The 19,003-nt window shown below is 32.5% G+C and carries 18 protein-coding genes and 3 pseudogenes; 11 read left to right on the forward strand and 10 right to left on the reverse strand.

The window, feature by feature from the left end:
- The first annotated feature begins 192 nt into the window (after positions 1-192).
- The 6 genes from KA828_RS11500 (at position 193) to KA828_RS11525 (ending at position 6,492) form a co-directional block, all read left to right on the forward strand.
- Positions 193-1,290: a YeeE/YedE family protein gene (locus KA828_RS11500; protein WP_053030430.1), complete on the forward strand. Its 1,098-nt coding sequence runs from the start codon at positions 193-195 to the stop codon at positions 1,288-1,290.
- A gap of 18 nt (positions 1,291-1,308) precedes the next feature.
- Positions 1,309-1,533 carry a sulfurtransferase TusA family protein gene (locus tag KA828_RS11505; protein ID WP_011275296.1) on the forward strand — a complete coding sequence of 75 codons (225 nt, stop codon included), beginning with the start codon at positions 1,309-1,311 and terminating at the stop codon, positions 1,531-1,533.
- 118 nt (positions 1,534-1,651) lie between these two features.
- On the forward strand, positions 1,652-2,896 hold the full coding sequence (locus KA828_RS11510; RefSeq protein ID WP_210126258.1) for an ammonium transporter: 1,245 nt from the start codon (positions 1,652-1,654) through the stop codon (positions 2,894-2,896).
- 98 nt (positions 2,897-2,994) lie between these two features.
- Complete coding sequence (locus tag KA828_RS11515; protein ID WP_075109101.1) at positions 2,995-3,945, forward strand: LacI family DNA-binding transcriptional regulator; 951 nt, start codon at positions 2,995-2,997, stop codon at positions 3,943-3,945.
- 96 nt (positions 3,946-4,041) lie between these two features.
- Complete coding sequence (locus KA828_RS11520) at positions 4,042-5,526, forward strand: sucrose-6-phosphate hydrolase (protein WP_193839127.1); 1,485 nt, start codon at positions 4,042-4,044, stop codon at positions 5,524-5,526.
- 3 nt (positions 5,527-5,529) lie between these two features.
- Complete coding sequence (locus tag KA828_RS11525) at positions 5,530-6,492, forward strand: carbohydrate kinase family protein (protein ID WP_210126259.1); 963 nt, start codon at positions 5,530-5,532, stop codon at positions 6,490-6,492.
- Between the two features lie 86 nt (positions 6,493-6,578).
- Here KA828_RS11525 and agrA read toward each other — a convergent pair whose 3' ends face one another.
- The 6 genes from agrA to KA828_RS11555 all read right to left on the reverse strand — a co-directional run bounded on the left by agrA (position 6,579) and on the right by KA828_RS11555 (position 11,676).
- Complete coding sequence (gene agrA, locus KA828_RS11530; RefSeq protein ID WP_053030422.1) at positions 6,579-7,295, reverse strand: quorum-sensing response regulator AgrA; 717 nt, start codon at positions 7,293-7,295, stop codon at positions 6,579-6,581.
- An 18-nt stretch (positions 7,296-7,313) separates the two neighbouring features.
- Positions 7,314-8,597 carry a quorum-sensing sensor histidine kinase AgrC gene (gene agrC / locus KA828_RS11535; RefSeq protein WP_075109238.1) on the reverse strand — a complete coding sequence of 428 codons (1,284 nt, stop codon included), beginning with the start codon at positions 8,595-8,597 and terminating at the stop codon, positions 7,314-7,316.
- Between the two features lie 26 nt (positions 8,598-8,623).
- Positions 8,624-8,764, reverse strand: coding sequence for a cyclic lactone autoinducer peptide AgrD (agrD, locus tag KA828_RS11540; protein ID WP_033079904.1), 141 nt, complete (start codon positions 8,762-8,764; stop codon positions 8,624-8,626).
- Between the two features lie 2 nt (positions 8,765-8,766).
- Complete coding sequence (locus KA828_RS11545) at positions 8,767-9,333, reverse strand: accessory gene regulator AgrB (RefSeq protein ID WP_075109237.1); 567 nt, start codon at positions 9,331-9,333, stop codon at positions 8,767-8,769.
- 736 nt (positions 9,334-10,069) lie between these two features.
- Entirely contained in the window at positions 10,070-10,855 is a 786-nt protein-coding gene (locus KA828_RS11550; RefSeq protein ID WP_075109236.1) for a carbon-nitrogen family hydrolase, read from the reverse strand.
- 197 nt (positions 10,856-11,052) lie between these two features.
- Positions 11,053-11,676, reverse strand: coding sequence for a nitroreductase family protein (locus KA828_RS11555; protein ID WP_053030418.1), 624 nt, complete (start codon positions 11,674-11,676; stop codon positions 11,053-11,055).
- Between the two features lie 187 nt (positions 11,677-11,863).
- Here KA828_RS11555 and KA828_RS11560 point away from each other — a divergent pair, with 187 nt between their 5' ends.
- Positions 11,864-13,669, forward strand: coding sequence for an SdrH family protein (locus KA828_RS11560; protein WP_210126260.1), 1,806 nt, complete (start codon positions 11,864-11,866; stop codon positions 13,667-13,669).
- Positions 13,670-13,716: 47 nt separating this feature from the next.
- Here the strand turns inward: KA828_RS11560 and mroQ are convergent, their stop codons facing one another.
- Positions 13,717-14,457 (reverse strand): intramembrane glutamic endopeptidase MroQ, encoded by a 741-nt coding sequence (gene mroQ, locus KA828_RS11565; protein ID WP_193839132.1) that lies wholly within the window; start codon positions 14,455-14,457, stop codon positions 13,717-13,719.
- Positions 14,458-14,633: 176 nt separating this feature from the next.
- Between mroQ and groES the strand changes: the two genes are divergently transcribed.
- Together groES and groL are read left to right on the forward strand one after the other, a co-directional pair.
- Positions 14,634-14,921 (forward strand): co-chaperone GroES, encoded by a 288-nt coding sequence (gene groES, locus KA828_RS11570; protein WP_053030415.1) that lies wholly within the window; start codon positions 14,634-14,636, stop codon positions 14,919-14,921.
- A gap of 52 nt (positions 14,922-14,973) precedes the next feature.
- Positions 14,974-16,593 carry a chaperonin GroEL gene (groL, locus tag KA828_RS11575; protein ID WP_210126261.1) on the forward strand — a complete coding sequence of 540 codons (1,620 nt, stop codon included), beginning with the start codon at positions 14,974-14,976 and terminating at the stop codon, positions 16,591-16,593.
- 173 nt (positions 16,594-16,766) lie between these two features.
- Here groL and KA828_RS11580 read toward each other — a convergent pair whose 3' ends face one another.
- From KA828_RS11580 to KA828_RS11590, 3 genes and pseudogenes are all read right to left on the reverse strand, one after another.
- Positions 16,767-17,105 carry a hypothetical protein gene (locus KA828_RS11580; protein ID WP_210126262.1) on the reverse strand — a complete coding sequence of 113 codons (339 nt, stop codon included), beginning with the start codon at positions 17,103-17,105 and terminating at the stop codon, positions 16,767-16,769.
- Between the two features lie 44 nt (positions 17,106-17,149).
- A pseudogene (locus tag KA828_RS13435) lies at positions 17,150-17,269 on the reverse strand (LPXTG cell wall anchor domain-containing protein); the annotation flags it as partial.
- Positions 17,270-17,286: 17 nt separating this feature from the next.
- A complete protein-coding gene (locus KA828_RS11590; RefSeq protein ID WP_193839134.1) occupies positions 17,287-17,616 on the reverse strand; it encodes a hypothetical protein in 330 nt (109 codons plus the stop codon).
- 307 nt (positions 17,617-17,923) lie between these two features.
- On the opposite strand from KA828_RS11590, the pseudogene KA828_RS11595 reads away from it, so the two are divergent.
- Together KA828_RS11595 and KA828_RS11600 are read left to right on the forward strand one after the other, a co-directional pair.
- Positions 17,924-18,038: pseudogene (locus KA828_RS11595) on the forward strand (iron-hydroxamate ABC transporter substrate-binding protein); the annotation flags it as partial.
- Between the two features lie 285 nt (positions 18,039-18,323).
- A pseudogene (locus tag KA828_RS11600) lies at positions 18,324-18,842 on the forward strand (ClbS/DfsB family four-helix bundle protein).
- The last annotated feature ends 161 nt before the right edge of the window (positions 18,843-19,003 follow it).

Below are 19,003 nucleotides of genomic sequence, written 5' to 3' on the forward strand. Positions count from 1 at the left end.
GGGAGTGGGACGACGAATTCAAAAGAATTCTGTCCCACTCCCGTTTTGTTTGCCAACATTGAGTGAATCAAATGCAATAATTTATAGGTCGTGTGAAAAATCGCTAGAAGCATTTTATTTTAAGAAGTTGCCAAATTTAGTACAATTGATTATAATACCTTAGTAAAATAATCGGGAAAGGATGAATTAATAGTGATATGGATGATTATTAGTGGTCTTATCGTTGGAATATTATTAGGGTTTGTTATGCAACGTACACGTTTTTGTCTAGCTGGTGGCTTTAGAGACATGTATGTTCAAAAAAATAACAAAATGTTTTATGCTTTATTAGTAGCTATTACAGTCCAAAGTATAGGACTACTTATTTTAACTGGGTTAAACCTTATTTCAATACCTGATAGTACATTTCCAATTATTGGTACCATCATTGGTGCGTTTATATTTGGAATAGGTATTGTATTAGCAGGAGGCTGTGCTACAGGTACATGGTATCGTGCTGGTGAAGGTTTAATTGGAAGTTGGGTAGCACTCGTGTTATATGCAGTAACTGCGGCAATTACTAAAACAGGTGTGCTACTTCCAGTGATGACGTGGATAAATCAACCTACAAATATCAATGCTAATATGTCTCAGACAACGGGTATTCCAATGTGGGTATTTACGTTAATATTAACGATCATCACGATTATTTTTGTAACTAAAACGTTACGCAAACCTAAACCCAAATTTGCGGTTCCAAAGCTTAAGCAAAAATATAGTGGCTTGAGACATTATTTATTTGAAAAACGATACCACCCATTTGTAGCTGGTATAGCAGTTGGTTTGATAGCATTAATTGCTTGGCCGATGAGTATGTCTACTGGTAGAGATTATGGTTTAGGCATCACAACACCATCAGCAAACTTAATTACGTTTTTAATTACAGGAGATACTCAGTTAATAGATTGGGGTGTACTATTAATATTAGGTATCTTTTTAGGGTCATATATCGCTGCTAGAGGATCACGTGAATTCAAATGGCGATTACCTGATAAGAAGACGATTCGTAATAGTGCTATTGGTGGTATTTGCATGGGATTCGGTGCCTCAGTAGCAGGTGGTTGTTCAATTGGTAATGGCTTAGTAGAAACAGCTATTATGTCTTGGAAAGGCTGGATTGCACTAGGTTCTATGATTTTAGGTGTATGGTTTATGAGTTACTTTATTTTCATTAGACCAATGAAAAAGTTAGAAAAACAAACATCACAATCTCAAACTACTGCAGTTCCAAAACAAACACAAACAACATAATTAATTGGAGGAATAACAATGTTATATGAATTAGGTACAGTAGGTATGGTATGTCCATTTCCACTTATCGAAGCACAAAAGAAAATGCAAACATTAGATAATGGTGATGAACTTAAAATAGATTTCGATTGTACGCAAGCAACAGAAGCTATTCCAAATTGGGCGGCTGAACAAGGTTATCCAGTTACGAATTATGAACAATTAGATGATGCATCTTGGACAATTACAATTCAAAAAGCTTAAAACGAAATAAGTGATTAAAACACTGTTATATTATGTAACATATTGTGTCATTTTATCTTACGTATTTTTGCTATTTCTTTGAAGTATCATTATGATATTTTCAAAGGAAGTGGTAATTATGAAGATGGATGACACAATTTTTTTATTTCTTTGCACTTTACTTGTTTGGGTAATGACCCCTGGGCTTAGCTTGTTTTATGGTGGGTTAGTTCAATCAAAGAATGTCCTAAACACAGTTATGCAAAGTATGGCAGCAATGATTATCGTGACGTTTACATGGGTTACATTAGGTTTTTCATTAAGTTTTGGAACAGGCAATGCTTTTATAGGTAATTTCGATTTGATTGGCCTACAACATGTTGGTTTTGCAGTCAATGACCAATTAAGTCCACACATCCCGTTTGCATTATTTATGTTGTTCCAAATGATGTTTTGCACAATAGCAGTTTCAATACTCTCAGGTTCAATTGCTGAACGTATGAAATTCTTTCCGTTTATTATTTTTATATTCTTGTGGGTGATTTTGATATATAGCCCAGTTGCGCATTGGGTATGGGGCGGAGGATGGATACAACGACTTGTTGCTTTAGATTACGCTGGTGGTACAGTTGTACATATCACATCTGGTCTCTCAGGCCTTATTTTAGCGATTATGATAGGTAATGGTAAAAAAATTGAAAAAATACAGCCGCATAATCTTTTAATCACTTTAATTGGTGGTATTTTAGTTTGGATTGGTTGGTATGGTTTTAACACAGGAAGTGCATATACGTTAAATGATGTTGCACTAACATCATTTGTAAATACAATTATCGCGGCAAGTGGTGGTGCGTTTAGTTGGTTAATCATTGAGTACCTTATGACTAAGAAAATAAGCCTACTAGGTTTATTATCAGGTGTCTTAGCTGGCTTAGTCGCTATTACACCTGCAGCAGGCTATGTGAATTATTTCAACGCATTTGTTATTGCATTTGCGGGTGGCATCGTTTGTTATTTCGTTATTAATGTGATTAAAGTGAAATATAAATATAACGATACACTTGATGCTTTTGGTATTCATGGTGCAGGAGGTATCGTTGGTGCTATTCTTACTGGCGTGTTTCAATCACAACATGTTAATCATGATATATCAAACGGATTTATCTATAACGGAGACATTCACTCAGTGTTGATTCAAGTTATAGCTGTGCTCGTGGTTTTATGTTACACGGTGGTTTTAACTTGGATTATAGGTAAGATTTTACAAAGTATCATGCCTATTGCAACCACTGAAGAAGAAGATAAGACAGGATTGGATCAACTTGTTCATGGTGAGAAAGCGTATTTTTATAGCGAATTAAACAAACTGAATAAAAGATATTGATAGTTTTATTAGTGATTCATATACTAAACAGTATTTTATAAGAATAGTTATGTGATAAAATAATGCTTAAATGACAGTTAATTTAGGTGATTAATCTAATGAAAAATATATCAGATATCGCAAAATTAGCGGGAGTATCTAAAAGCACGGTCTCCCGCTTTTTAAATGACGGCTCAGTTAGCCCGCATACGAAGGAAAAGTTAAGTCGTATCATAGCTGAGCATGATTACCAACCAAATCAATTTGCGCAAAGTTTAAGAGCCAAGCATACACATATGATCGGTGCTATTATACCAAGAATGAATTCACATGCAGTGGATGAGACAGTTAAAGGCATTGTATCGGTATGCCATCAACATCAATATCAATTATTACTTAATTATACTGGTTTAGATGTTCATGCTGAGATTGAAGCACTTGAGACCTTTTCAAGAAGTAAGGTAGATGGCATCATATTAATGGCTACTACTTTAACAAATAAACATTTAGAAGTGATTCAGAAATTAGATGTACCAGTTATTCTAGTCGGTCAGTCGCATCCTGAATTACATAGTATTATTCATGATGATTATCAAGCAGGATACATCGTAGGTGAACAAATAGGGCATCAACAATTTCGAAACGTCGTATTCTTTGGAGTTAGTGAAGAAGATGTTGCTGTGGGTATACAACGAAAGCAAGGTATTATTGATGCTTTAAAACAATATGATATTCATCCTCAAATTTATGTAACATCTTTTAAATATGAAGAGGCTAAAAATGATGTTGCTGAAAAGTTAAATCATACATGTAATATTGACGTATTAATTGGTGCAACAGATCCTATAGCATTAGCAATTCATAAGTTTTATTCTCAACAACCCAATACACCTGAGAACTATCAAATTTATGGTTTTGGAGGAGACCCAATGACGCAACTCGTCACGCCTACGATTACGACTGTTAAATTTAATTATTATAAAGCTGGAACGCATGCTATGAAACAATTAAATGAATTAATTTTTTCTAAAAATGTCGTGTCAAAAACCATAATCCCGGTTGAAATATAGACACTTTAAATTACATAAATCTATGGAACCGATACCATAGTCGATGATAGAATAATAATAAACTTAGATTTAATTTATCAATGATGGAGGAATAATATGGCTGAATGGTCAAGAGAAGAACGTTATCGTCGCATTGAAGACGTAGATAAAAAGTACCTAGAGCATCTTAAACGGCAAGTCGAAACGTCAAGATTTCGTCAGACATTTCATATCCAACCTGAAACAGGTTTGCTCAATGATCCTAATGGTTTAATTTATCATAATGGCAAATATTATGTTTCACATCAATGGTTTCCACTTGGTGCTGTACATGGATTGAAGTATTGGTTTAATTATACGAGTGACGATTTAGTGACGTTCGAACCACAGGGTGCCGTATTAAAACCAGATACATATTATGATAGTCACGGTGTTTATAGTGGCAGTGCTTTTGAACATGAAGGTGACTTATATTACATATACACAGGTAATCGTCGTGATGATCAATGGGAACGTTATGCTAGTCAGATGATTGCGAAAGTAGAAAATGACGGTACAATTACAAAATTTGATAAACCCGTTATCGCTTCACAACCAGAGGGATATACAAGTCATTTTAGAGATCCTAAAGTGTTTGAATTGAATGGTGAATATTATGCGATAATTGGTGCCCAAACAAATGATGAACAAGGTCGTTGTTTAATTTACAAGACGAAAGATAAACAATTAAAGCAATGGTCTTTTTGTGGAGAACTTGAAACAAATTTAAAAAACTTTGGCTATATGTGGGAATGTCCTGACTATTTTAATTTGAATTCTAAAGATATCATACTTTTCAGTCCCCAAGGAATTGAAGCACAGGGTAATCAATTTAGAAATATATATCAATCTGGATATTTGATAGGGGATATAGATTTCGACACATTATCATTTGAACATGGAGACTTTATAGAGCTAGATAATGGTTTTGATTTTTACGCGCCACAAACATTTTTAGATGAAAATGGTAATAGAATATTAATTGGATGGATGGGGTTACCTGAAATCAATTATCCTACCGATGATGAAGGATGGGCACATTGTTTAACAATACCTAGGGTGCTGACAATTGAGGATAATCAACTGCGACAACGTCCGTTTAAAGGGCTTGAAAAGTTACGTAAAAATAAAGAAACAGCACTAGGTTATGCTAATAAATTTAATCGAAAATTACATCCATATGAAGGTACACAGTATGAACTGATTATTGATATTCTTGAAAATGATGCGTCAGAAATTTATTTTGAATTACGTACATCAAAGTTAAATAACACCAAAATTATCTATAATACAAGCGAGCAAAAGCTTACATTGGATCGCACGGAAAGTGGATTATTGCCAGATAATGTTCAAGATTTAACAAGAAGTACAATTTTAAAATCTCCATTGAGCCAATTACAAATATTTGTTGATACATCAAGCATTGAGATATTTTGCAATGACGGCGAACGTGTTTTAACTTCAAGAATATTTCCAGATGAAAATGCTACAGGTATAGAAACATCAACAGAAACAGGACAAGTTTATTTAAAATTCACTAAATATGAACTTAAGGATGATTAAAAAATGAGAAAGTTATACGGAATAGGTGAAGCATTAATAGATTTTATACCAAATGTGAAGAACTCTGAACTTAAAGATGTTGAACAATTTAGTCGACAAGTTGGGGGTGCACCTGCAAATGTAGTAAGTGTAGCACGTAAAATGGGAGCATCTACTGAAATGGTGACGCAATTAGGTAATGATGCATTTGGTGATATTATAGTTGAAACTTTAAGCAATCTAGGTGTAGGTACTCAATTCATTAGAAGAACAGATGTAGCAAATACGGCATTAGCATTTGTAAGCTTAAAAGAAGATGGACAAAGAGATTTTTCATTTTATCGTAAACCTTCTGCTGATATGCTTTATAAAGCGGACTATTTAGACGAAATATCAATTAATCCAAATGATATCCTACATTTCTGTTCTGTTGATTTAGTTGAAAGTGATATGAAAGAAGCGCATCAAGCTATGATTGATAAATTTAAATCAGCTAATGGCACCATCGTTTTTGATCCTAATGTACGTTTACCGCTTTGGTATAGTGCTGAAGCATGTAAAGAAACGATACAGGCGTTCATTCCTAAAGCGAATATCATAAAAGTTTCAGATGAGGAACTTGAATTTATTACTGGCGAAGCGGATGAAGAAAGTGCAATTCAGTCGTTATTCCAAGGATCGGTTGTAGCAGTTATTTATACACAAGGTCCAAATGGTGCTAGTATTATTTTAAAAGATGGAACTAAGATATATCATGAAGGATTTAAAGTAAAAGCCGTTGATACGACAGGCGCAGGAGATGCCTTTATTGGAGCAGCAATTAGCAGAATATTATTAAGTGATGAAGTGAATATGACTAAATTGCTTAAGGAAGAAGGGCAAGCCATACTGCAATTCAGTAACTTTGTAGCAGCAAAAGTTACAACAAAATATGGTGCCATTGAGAGTATTCCAACACTTGAAGAAGTTACGTCAGAATTAAAATAATGAGAAAAGAAGCGGGACAGTGATAAATTCATTGTCCCGCTTCTAAATTAATCTACTTATAGAATATTTTGATTGTGTATATTCAACTATATTTTTTTAACATTACGAACAGATGCAAAACAGTGCTCGCCATTTTTAAAGTTAACAATTCGTTCTTTTGAATCAATAGATTCAATATTATGACGGTTAACAACAAAACTGTTATGACATCTAAAGAAACGATCATCCAATTGTGCGAGTTCTTTTAAGTTACCATAAAACTCAATTTGACGATTATCTAGGTGTGCAATCAAACGATGTGATTTTGTAGATGATTCGAAAAACATGACGTCATCATATTGAACATAGATAGAATTACTACCTCGTTTTAATTCTATCGTCTCAACATTACTTTCTTTAGACAATAATTTTAAGCGTGTATGCGCTGTTTCTAAACAATCAATAATTCTCGATTGCAACTGACTAGGATCATCTTTAAAGATAAAATCCATTGCTGAAACTTTATATACAAACGTTAAGTATGTTAACTCGCTATGACTTGTAACAAAAATGATGTTTCCAATAGGGTCATATTTACGAATTTCACTACCTAATTTTATCCCGTTGATATCAGCCTCTAATTGAATGTCTAAAAAGTAGCATCCAACATCATTCATTTCTTTAGATTTTTCAATGACTTCATAAGGATCATCTGTTGCCAGCGCAATTTCCATTGGTTTTTCTTCAATCATTATATAATTGTTAATAATTGAAACCATATTTTCGCGTTGTTTTACATCATCTTCACAAATGAATATTTTCATGATTACACATCCTTATGACTAATTATTTATGATTTCTACTTTTTGCACAAAGTAGCCATTTTCTATCGTCGTATCGAGTAACACATTGTCAGTAGAATCAGTGATTTCTTTCAACGTGCTTAATCCTAGACCTCTGTTTTCTCCTTTAGTTGAAAAGCGTTCTTGGAATAATTCGTGAATACGAGGCATATCTTCTTGGCACTTATTCATAACAATAAACATAACAGACGTCTCAGTATTAATAAATGCTATACGAATCAATGCATCTTCAAGCGTCTCTGATGCTTCAATTGCATTATCCGTAATGATTCCAATGATACGACTAAGATCAATCGTGTTCATTTCTATATGTTCTACTAACTCAGGCACCTCTATACTGATAGGAATGTTCTTCTCTTGAGCTTGTAAAATCTTAGTGGTAACTAAGCCTTTAATCGCACGTACTTTTAAATTCTCAGTACCATTAATTTTAATTGATTTCATTTGAAGATTATCTTTCATAGGTACAATATTTTCATTGAAGTATTGTCTTAGCCCAGGCATGTCATCTTCACGAATATACTCAGACATTGTAGTTAAAATATTTACATAATCATGTCTAAACTTACGCATTTCATTGTTAATTGATTCAATTTGTAAAGTATATTCATAATATGTTTCAATCTCTTCCATATTACGTTTATAACGAAGTTCTTTAATCATATAGTTTGATATGAAAACTATAAGAACAGTGAAGAAAAGAATGATCCCAATAAAAATTAAGCCGTACATTTTTAGAGAAGAATTGTTTATATTAGGCGTTTGAGAATATACATATAGGATAATGAAAGATAGAACCAACACTATTGAAATGATAGTTAAATATGTTCTATTTATAGACAAATACGATTGCATCAATTTTTTTAATAAAAATTGAACTGAAAAAGCTAGTAACAATGAAATAGCAAAAAAGATTATTATGTATGATGATGTTATAATTACATAGTTCTGAGTGTGGTTTTCTACTAACACAACTAATAAAAAGCCTATAAAATTACTTAAAAACATTAAAATAGCACTACTAAGTACTGCTATCAGTGAATACAACTTAACCTTCGTATACAAGATCAAGCCACAACCAATTAATAAATATAATACTGATATACTTCCTAAATAAATATATAAAAAGGCAGAAGGGATTATAACCACCAAAATGGCTAAATAATCCCTTTTAGTATACTGTATGTCTAAAATAACTTTAGCGATTAAAAATAAGAGAAACCCTTGAAAAAAAGCTAATGGCACATTTGATAATATATCCATACTTCTCTCACACTTTCTAACAGAAATTATCTTTTTAAGTTAGTTAATTCTTCAGGTACTTCAGGTTCATCAAAATACGTAGCACATGGAGTATAAGATGCTAAAGTACCAACAGATTCTAATAAAAATGAGAAAAATTTAATAAATAAGTCAAATAATACTGTCATAGTTAATAATCCTCCCTAGGAAAAAAGATTGGTAATAATGTAATACTTTCTAGCGTAATCCCTAATAATATCAATTGCTTAAATGGTTCTGGTGCAATAGTTGAAATTATTAAAAGCACTAATACTATAGTTATTGATAATAATTTCTTTTTCTTTTTTAAATGATTAGGTATTGGTTGTTTCTTGGTAGCTGCAGGAGCAAAATAAATTATAATTATCATCCCAATAGCCACAACAGAATACATTATACCCGAATTCACCTTAAAATATACTATTAACCAAGGTAATGCTACGAATAAAGCTAAATTTTGAACATGACATAACAATGATGATTTTGCATGTGCCCCATGTGCATAACGTCTAACTAAAAAATAACTAACATGTGTAAATAAAGTGTATAGAAATGTATGGAAGATAAGTGCAACACCATAGGTCACAATTGTTTTAGCAAGATTGCTTACAACGACTTGTAATCCCAATTTCACTTTTAAAAATTGAATATGATCTAGGTTGTTTTTACGTTGCAAGTATAATGCGAATTGCTCAATCTTTTTATCAATTGCTTTCAATAGCGTGCCACTCTCCTTATATTGATTATACAATTTAGCGCAATTGGTCTGGGGGCTTATGCGTAACTGTTCAAAATAAATACTTAACTGTTATATTGAAATTACAAGTAATATTTTAACATATAAAATATTACAGTTATGTATAAAAACATGCGATTTAAGAAATAATTAAAAATAAATTGGAAGGTTATGTTTAAATAGACTCATATCACTTACGAGTGATAAAAACTTAATAATCTTAGTCTTTAAATTTAATAGTTATTGTTTTGGTAATCGAGGTAAATGGTTTTGTTTGTAGTTGCAAAATCACTAATCCTATTACCATATGTTGTAAGTGTTGTGAATGGTTTTGGTTAACCATTTCAATATTAGTAATGTCCCATCGAACATTATTAATAAAGAAGCTTCTAATTTATTTAGAAGTTATCTTAATTTGTTTTCTTCGTGTAGTTAAACGTATTCATTAATAAGCCATCCCAACTTATTAATGAAACAAGCAAAGTTACTGAAGTTGAAACTCAGTAGAAGGTATTTAACTTAGCTATTGTAGGATATAGAAGTTAAATATTTTCAGGATGTAAGCTATTGTAAAATTTTCATAATTAATAACATCCCCAAAGATTGAAATAACTGTAAAAAACATTCCCTTAATATGAAAGTCGCGAGTTCCTCCCAAGCTCGCGACTTTTGTCGTTAATAAAAACTGTACCCAAACGATTGGATACAGTATGTTGCACTATTTATATAAATTTGGTTTTAAATTTTTAAATACAGGGATAGTCTCGCGTTGAATATCAACTTCTTTAAGATCGATATTATGAGCAATAGTATCTTCTTCGTTACCCAGTTCAGCTAAAATCTCACCATTTGGATTGATAATCATAGAATGACCAGCATAGTCTGTATTACCATCGTTTCCCGTTCCATTACATGCAACAATAAACATATCATTTTCAATTGCACGTGCTTGAAGCAGGGCTTTCCAATGATTTAACCTTGGTGTAGGCCATTGTGCAACATAAAATGCAACTTGTGCACCATTGCGCGCTGGATATCGCAATAACTCAGGGAAACGCAAATCGTAACAAATAATTTGTGTTGCTAGCGTACCTGATGAAAGTGAAAATGGCTCTGGGACTGCTTTACCATCTTCTAAATATGTCGGTTCATCCAACATAGGGACTAAATGAACTTTATCGTACTTATTAATTCGATGTCCTTCTCTAGAAACAGTAAATGCAGTATTATAAACTTTACCATTTCTAATATTAGAAACGGAACCAGCGACAATATCGACATGATATTGTTGTGCTAATGATTGAATGAATGGGAAACTGCGACTAAGTTCTCTATCAGCTTTTTGGTTCAACTCATTTAACGCATAACCGTTATTCCACATTTCCGGCAGAACAACGACCTCTGTATCTGCTTCTAATTTATTTTCAAACCAACTTTTAATTTTATTTTCATTTTTTTCAACGTTACCGTATTCAACATAAAATTGAAATATTTGTACTTTCATTTTAAAATCTCCTCATCCCAAGATTAACTCTAATTTACTAAATTAAAAAAAGAAAATCAAAAATTGAGCGAGTTTCTTAAACTATGCAGATGCTATAGAAAAATACGTTAAAAAAGACTCAACTTTAAATAGAACAACGTGTCTAAGTAGAAATTGAGTCTTTAATGATTGATTTAACTAAATAAGTTATAGATAAATTATTTTTTAACGATGAATCTGTTGTCAGTAGGTTGAATTTCTTTCTCACCAGCTTGTTCACGGATATCTCCGAACGGCATTTGAGCTACAAGTTTCCATGAAGCTGGGATATCAAATGATTGTGTAGTAATTTGATCAACTAATGGATTGTAGTGTTGTAAAGAAGCGCCAATACCTTTTGAACTTAAAGCAGTCCAGATAGCAAATTGGTGCATTGCATTCGTTTGAACTGACCAGTTTGCAAAGTTATCAGCATAATTTGGCATTTGTTCTTGCAAGCCTTTAATAACATCTTCATCTTCAAAATAAAGAATTGTACCATAAGCATGTTTGAAGCCATCAATGCGTTGCTCGGTTGGAGCGAAATCACGATCAGGACCCATAACATCTTTTAATACAGTTTTAGTATTATCCCAGAATTTATGATGTTGATCATTTAATAATAATACAATTCTTGTAGATTGAGAGTTAAAAGCTGAAGGTGTGTATTTAATGATATGTTCAATCATATCTTCGAGTTCTTTGTCACTAATTGAAATGGTAGTTTCTGTACTATAAATTGTACGTCTATCTTCAATCTCTTGTAAAAATGGTTTCGTTTTTGATTTGCTAAATAAGCCCATGTAAAATCTCCTTTGTTTGTATAAGTTATATCCTAAGTATAAATATTATACTAGGATTTGTAAAATGTTTTTTTACAAAAAATGTCAAAAGTATTAATATTTTTTATCATTAATCATATATCCATGCATAATAGATAAATATTCTTTATACTGAGAGTGTTATAAAACACAAGGAGGTGGAAGATTGATGAAAAAGAAATTAGCCCAAACTAGCCTGATTTTAGCATTGAGTACATCTGTGATAGGTCATGAGAACGAGGTGAAAGCTGCAGATAAAAATCAACCGGCTACAGATGAGGTTAATCAGAATGCGGTTACTACAGATACACGTACACAAAATGATTTAAATAATCAGAATGACCATTATGACAATCATCAATCTGATACCCAAAATACTGCTGCTTCAGAAAAAAACTCAGATAGTCAAAACCATGGAGAGATGAAACCATCTACTGAAGATAATGGTGATACGCAGTCAGAACATGACAATACTATGAATCATGATAATTCAACTGAAAACAGTCAACCGGAGAACGATGATGGCAATGATACCGAGGAAAATTCAAGTAAACCAGGAAATAGTCATCCAGGTAACCAAGAAGGAGAAATCAATCCCGGAAATCAAGATGTAGACAATCCAAATGAAGAACACAAACCCGGTGAGAACGAAACGAATAAACCAGATGAAGGCAACAACTCTGATGAGGACGATACAACGCATCCTGGTGATAAAGATCAACCTGGGGAAAATAACTCAGGTAATCAAGAAGGAGAAGGCCAGCCCGGGGATAGTGATACAGACAAACCAGACGAAGGAAACAAGCCAGGTGAGGGCGAATCAAATCAACCAGGCAATCAAGAAACGGATAAACCAGGTGAAGAAGACAAACCTGGAGCGTCTGGAAAGGATCAACCTGGTGAAGGAAGTAAGCCAGGGAATGATGATTCAGGTCAACATAATGGAGGAAGCAAGCCAGGCAATCAAGGAACAGATAAACCAGATGAAGGAAATAAGCCAGGAGAAAGTGGTAATCCTCAGCAACCACCAAACCATGATGGTAATACACATTCTGGCTCTAATCAAGGTGAACACAACACAGGTTCTGGACAAAACGGTTCAAACAATGGTTCGCAAAACCATTCCAATGGTAGTTCTAACAATCATAGTTCAAATAATCATGGAAATCACCAGGATGAACACTCAGGACATTCAAATTCAAATGATATGACAAATCATAATCCACAAGAAAATAATAATGGAACTAATCAAGGACAACAACCGACTTGGTCACATCACGATCATAATGTGTCTGATTCAATGATTCATCATATATATCCGAATAAACGCCAAAATCAATCAGAAATGAATGGTTCAACTACGACTAATCAATGGTATTATGGTGGACGTTTACAACATCATCATAACCAAAATGATACGGAAGTCTATACAAATAATGATCATAGACAAAATCAATTTCCATTCTATAGTCAATCGGCACTTTTAAACAGATTAAATGATTTGGCTAATGGTTCATATAAATATAATCCATATATCATTAATCAGGTTAATAGGTTAGGCAATAATAATGAGTACATTTCAAATCAAGATTTTTATAGACTTTTTCGCAAACAATCATTTAATAATCAATATTTAGATTACTTGCAAAAAGGCTCAAACTACTTTAGATTTGAGTATTTTAATCCATTAAACTCAAAAAAATATTACAAAAATTTAGATGAGCAAGTATTGGCACTCATCACGGGTGAAATTGGCTCAATGCCAGACTTGAAAAAACCAAGTGATAGGGATAAAGAAGAAGAGGCTGATATTCAGAGTCACGATGAAGATAAAATTATAGATAGTAAAGAGGAGAGTAAAGAAGCGGAAAATAATGATAAATATAAAAACATTAATATAGCTTTAATCACATCTATAATTATGATTTTCATAGGCGTCACTGGTGGATTTATTTATAGAAAAATTAAAAACTAAAAGAAAAACAGGAGTGGGACAGAATTCTGTCCCACTCCCGTTAACTTTTACATAAATAAATGAACAATAAAATTACTTTGTTCTTGTAACTGCTTAACCGTATCACCAAAGAAAAATTGGACTGCAACTACAAAACCATTTTGTAGCATGTGGATAATAATTGGAACTGCAATGCGTTTAGTCAAGACATAAGCAAGCGAGAATAACATGCCCATTCCAAAGTATATGAAGAAAAATTTAACATCATTATGTGCGATTGCAAATAAAATTGAACTTACAATAGAAGCAATTAAAAATGCGACAATTCGGTTTCCTTTAATTTTATTATAAATTTCACCGAATATAACTTTTCTGAATATATATTCTTCTAGTATTGGACCGACAATTGAGATTAATAATATGAATACTGGAAGCTGTTTAGCAATTGCCATTATTCTCTCAGTATTAGGACTTTGCTGTGGTTGACCAACTAACCACATAGTGATTAGACTAGCTACCATTTGATATATCATAACTACAACAAATCCTAGTAAAGCCCATGGTAAAATGTAGCGTTTAGGTTCTTTATATCCTTGCTCTAATCTAGTTGGATTTTTAATGATACTGTTTAACCAAATAATTAATAAAGCCGCGATTACAAATAAAATCACTTGAGTATAAACGCCAGCTTTTGCAAGTTCCATCCCTTTTAAATTACTAAAGAAAGGTAAATGCTGTATTAATAAGGGTAAGAACTGTGCTAAAGCATAAATAACAATGGTAAGAAATGCTACCCAAATTCTCTTCATTCTATTCCTCCAAAAATAATAATCAACATTAGTTAGTTTATCGTAAATTTGTATGTTATACAAAATATAGATAATCCTTTCGCTTGAAAAATTGACCAAATTTGATTAATATAAGATGTAGATTAGCACTCAATTATTTCGAGTGCTAAAAAGGAACCTGTTAAGGAGGAACGATCATGCTTAAACCATTAGGAAATCGTGTGATTATTGAACGCAAAGAACAAGAACAAACAACAAAAAGTGGCATTGTACTTACTGACAGTGCGAAAGAAAAGTCTAACGAAGGTGTAGTAGTAGCTGTTGGAACTGGACGAGTTCTAGACAATGGTGAAAGGGTTGCTCCAGAGGTTAAAGAAGGAGACCGAGTAGTATTCCAAGAATACGCTGGTTCAGAAGTTAAACGTGGAGATGAAACATACTTAATTTTAAATGTTGAAGATCTACTTGCTATTATTGAAGACTAAAATTTTATAAATAATCAACATTAAATTTATTGACATAATGGAGGTACATTAAATGGCTAAAGACTTAAAATTTTCTGAAGATGCAAGACAAGCAATGTTACGTGGTGTAGATAAATTAGCCAATGCCGTTAAAGTTACAATTGGACCTAAAGGACGTAATGTAGTTTTAGATAAAGAGTATGTCGCACCATTAATTACAAATGATGGTGTTACAATTGCCAAAGAAATTGAATTAGAAGATCCTTACGAAAATATGGGTGCGAAATTAGTTCAAGAAGTAGCGAATAAAACAAACGAAATTGCTGGTGATGGCACTACAACAGCAACTGTATTAGCTCAAGCTATGATTCAAGAAGGGTTAAAAAACGTCACAAGTGGTGCGAACCCAGTAGGACTGCGTGAAGGTATCGATAAAGCTGTAAGAGTAGCGGTACAAGCACTACACGATATCTCTCAAAAAGTAGAAAATAAAAATGAAATTGCGCAAGTTGGTGCTATTTCAGCAGCAGATGAAGAAATTGGTAAATATATTTCTGAAGCAATGGATAAAGTGGGTAATGACGGTGTTATTACAATTGAAGAATCAAATGGACTAGATACAGAATTAGAAGTTGTTGAAGGTATGCAGTTTGATAGAGGATATCAATCACCATACATGGTTACAGATTCAGATAAAATGATTGCTGAATTAGAAAGACCATATATTTTAGTGACAGATAAAAAAATCTCTTCTTTCCAAGATATCTTACCTTTATTAGAACAAGTCGTGCAATCAAGTCGTCCAATTTTAATTGTAGCTGACGAAGTTGAAGGAGATGCTTTAACTAATATCGTATTAAACCGTATGCGTGGTACATTTACTGCAGTTGCAGTTAAAGCACCTGGTTTTGGTGATCGTCGTAAAGCGATGTTAGAAGACTTAGCAATTCTAACTGGCGCTACAGTTATTACGGATGATTTAGGTTTAGAATTAAAAGACGCATCCATTGATATGCTAGGTAGTGCCAACAAAGTTGAAGTAACTAAAGATAATACTACAGTTGTCGATGGCGACGGAGATGACAATAGTATTGATGCACGTGTCAGTCAAATCAAAGCACAAATTGAAGAAACGGATTCTGATTTTGATAGAGAAAAATTACAAGAACGTTTAGCTAAATTAGCTGGCGGTGTTGCAGTAATTAAAGTCGGAGCTGCATCTGAAACTGAATTGAAAGAACGTAAATTACGTATTGAAGATGCCTTAAACTCTACACGTGCTGCAGTTGAGGAAGGCATCGTTGCCGGTGGTGGTACGGCATTAGTAAACATCTATAATAAAGTAGAAGAAATAGAAGCGGAAGGTGATGTGGCAACAGGCGTGAATATCGTACTTAAAGCGTTATCTGCACCTGTACGTCAAATTGCTGAGAATGCTGGTCTTGAAGGTTCAGTTATTGTTGAGAGATTAAAACATGCAGATGCCGGTGTTGGATTCAATGCCGCAACGAATGAATGGGTAAATATGCTTGAAGAAGGCATCGTTGACCCTACAAAAGTAACGCGTTCTGCATTACAACATGCTGCAAGTGTTGCTGCGATGTTCTTAACTACAGAAGCAGTAGTTGCAACTATCCCTGAACCAGATAATAATGACAATCCAGGTATGGGTGGCATGCCAGGCATGATGTAAAACGACAGATATATTATGATAGAATAGGAAAAGGGTAGCTGAATAAGCTACCCTTTTATTGTACTTAAAAAAGGGTTGGTATTTTTAAGATTTACTTTAAAACGATATATAAAATATGACTAATAAAACATGTTAAAATGGCTTTGAAACAAATTTAAAGGATTTTAGGGTTGTTATTGTTTTCTAAATATTGCATTATGACCTTCTCCGCCATCTAATTTGATAGTTTCACCATTTTCTTCAACTTTATAATTTATACTTTCTTTATCATTACCATCTGAAAATATCATTTTTCCACCTTTTATTGTAACTTTTAATGTTTCGCCACCATATGTTAATTTAGCTGTATTGGCATTATCTTTTGGAACCTCCAAAACCATGTCGCTATTTAAATAGTCAATACCACTACTCTGTGCAAAATTATATTTTCCTTCTTTTAGTCCATTACCACATGCAGCAAGTAATAATACTAAGCAAGTAATTGAGATAAAATAAATTAATTTACGTTTCATAAATGATCCTCCGAATAAGTAATGTTAATATCTTATGATAATAATTATTTAGATATAGAAAGTCGCCCATATGCTAATAAAGAACCAGCGGCTAATAATATAGAAGCGACAATAGAAATTAAATTAGAATTAGATTGCTTACCTGTTTCTGGTAAAGATTTACTAGTTGGTTTAGATTCATTTAGGGAATGTCAATTCCATTTGTTATATTTCTGTTGTCGTTAGTTGATGTAGTTTTTTTAGTATTTTGAACTGATTGATAATTATTGTTAGATAGCTTTTGGCTATTCAAAGATTTGTCCAAATCATATTTGCCAATATAAGTGAAGTTACCTTTGTCAATAGTAGCATTGTATCCACTTTCTTTAGTTACATCGCCGTTTTTATAAACCCTTATAGCTCCAGTTCCAGCACCAGATTTATTACCATACTGAACTAAATAGTAATTCCCTTTATTTTCTACATCATAATAATTTTCTAATCTAGGGCCATCATTACCATTTTTATTCATAACTTCAATAGCGATATTAGTCGCATTGTTAGTATTTACTACACTATCAGCTGCATGTACATGTTGACTTGCTCCCCCCCTATAAATAATATTGGTCCTGCTAATGCTGATGTTAATAAAATTTTAGATTTCCTCCTTGATAATTATTAAAACTACTTTTTTAAGTAGTACTCAATACAAATTAACAAATAGAAAAGACATATTATGTCTTTAAATAAGATTTTTGAATAATGTTAGTTAGTAGGAAATAAGATAAGACTATTAAACTGAAGCCCTGTATTAAGAAGATTATTAAAAAAATAGTAATTTTGATTTTGAAAAATCAAAGACATGGCAAAACATTGATGCTGTACCATGGACATGTTATTTCTTATAAAGTAGAGGATTACTGGTTCACAGATCCAAGCATATTAGAAAATTAAAGAAGCAGGTTAAATGAAGAAATTTTAAATGAATCTTATTAACTACAAATTAAATCAATAATTATACAATAAAATGGTTTGAATCAAACTACATTATAAGCTAATTTGATTTAGTAACATAAGCGCTTTTCAAAAGATGACTTCTTTTGAAAAGCGTTTTTTGATAGATGAAAATATTTTAATAATAAAAATATGAAATTTAGGTTTAAATTATAGTTGATAAATACATATTTTAATTGGATGGAATATTATATAATAAGTATATAAATAATTGGTGGTGATGAGATGCAAACTTATGCGGATAAAGATGCTTTAATAATTGAAATTAGGAAAAGAGCCGATTTATTTATTCACGAATTTAGTGATGTATCAGTAGCAGAAAAGGATATATATAAAACTGGTATTGATAGGACACCAGCGCAAATGATTGCATATCAGTTATGATGGTTAAATTTAATTCAATCTTGGGAAAGGGATAATAAAAATAATATATCCGTTGTAACACCTAGCCCGAATTATAAGTGGAATAATTTAGGAGGATTATATCAAGAATTTTATCAAACCTACTCAAACTATACATTAGAACAACTTATTAATCAGTTTAATAAAGAAGTAGATAGCATGATTGAATTAATTAAAAATTTAGATGATAAAACATTATTTGAGAGTGATAAAAGGCAATGGGCGTCATCAACGCCTTCCAAATGGCCAGTTTGGAAATGGATTCACATTAACACAGTAGCACCATTTAAGACATTTAGAACCAAAATTAGAAAGTGGAAGAAAACAGAATTAGATAAATAACTTTTATAAGATGATAACTTTATGAAAAACGATACTATCTAAAATAAAAGAGGCTGTTACATAATTCATATCAATAAAGCCAGTAAATAAGATTTTATAACTTCATTTACTGGCTACTTTATTTACAATACTTCGTAATGTTGGCTCGATTTCTTAGGGGA

Origin of the sequence: Staphylococcus sp. GDY8P85P (genome assembly GCF_017892405.1) — a bacterium.
GTDB lineage: Bacteria > Bacillota > Bacilli > Staphylococcales > Staphylococcaceae > Staphylococcus > Staphylococcus borealis.

Excerpts from the sequence above, each read along its gene's own strand:
- groES (WP_053030415.1), top strand. The coding sequence starts at position 14,634 with ATGCTTAAACCATTAGGAAATCGTGTGATTATTGAACGCAAAGAACAA.
- groL (WP_210126261.1), top strand. The coding sequence starts at position 14,974 with ATGGCTAAAGACTTAAAATTTTCTGAAGATGCAAGACAAGCAATGTTA.
- KA828_RS11560 (WP_210126260.1), top strand. The coding sequence starts at position 11,864 with ATGAAAAAGAAATTAGCCCAAACTAGCCTGATTTTAGCATTGAGTACA.
- agrC (WP_075109238.1), bottom strand. The coding sequence starts at position 8,597 with ATGGATATATTATCAAATGTGCCATTAGCTTTTTTTCAAGGGTTTCTC.
- KA828_RS11505 (WP_011275296.1), top strand. The coding sequence starts at position 1,309 with ATGTTATATGAATTAGGTACAGTAGGTATGGTATGTCCATTTCCACTT.
- KA828_RS11510 (WP_210126258.1), top strand. The coding sequence starts at position 1,652 with ATGAAGATGGATGACACAATTTTTTTATTTCTTTGCACTTTACTTGTT.
- KA828_RS11520 (WP_193839127.1), top strand. The coding sequence starts at position 4,042 with ATGGCTGAATGGTCAAGAGAAGAACGTTATCGTCGCATTGAAGACGTA.
- KA828_RS11580 (WP_210126262.1), bottom strand. The coding sequence starts at position 17,105 with ATGAAACGTAAATTAATTTATTTTATCTCAATTACTTGCTTAGTATTA.
- KA828_RS11555 (WP_053030418.1), bottom strand. The coding sequence starts at position 11,676 with ATGGGCTTATTTAGCAAATCAAAAACGAAACCATTTTTACAAGAGATT.
- KA828_RS11525 (WP_210126259.1), top strand. The coding sequence starts at position 5,530 with ATGAGAAAGTTATACGGAATAGGTGAAGCATTAATAGATTTTATACCA.
- KA828_RS11515 (WP_075109101.1), top strand. The coding sequence starts at position 2,995 with ATGAAAAATATATCAGATATCGCAAAATTAGCGGGAGTATCTAAAAGC.
- agrA (WP_053030422.1), bottom strand. The coding sequence starts at position 7,295 with ATGAAAATATTCATTTGTGAAGATGATGTAAAACAACGCGAAAATATG.
- KA828_RS11590 (WP_193839134.1), bottom strand. The coding sequence starts at position 17,616 with ATGAATAAAAATGGTAATGATGGCCCTAGATTAGAAAATTATTATGAT.
- mroQ (WP_193839132.1), bottom strand. The coding sequence starts at position 14,457 with ATGAAGAGAATTTGGGTAGCATTTCTTACCATTGTTATTTATGCTTTA.
- KA828_RS11550 (WP_075109236.1), bottom strand. The coding sequence starts at position 10,855 with ATGAAAGTACAAATATTTCAATTTTATGTTGAATACGGTAACGTTGAA.
- agrD (WP_033079904.1), bottom strand. The coding sequence starts at position 8,764 with ATGACAGTATTATTTGACTTATTTATTAAATTTTTCTCATTTTTATTA.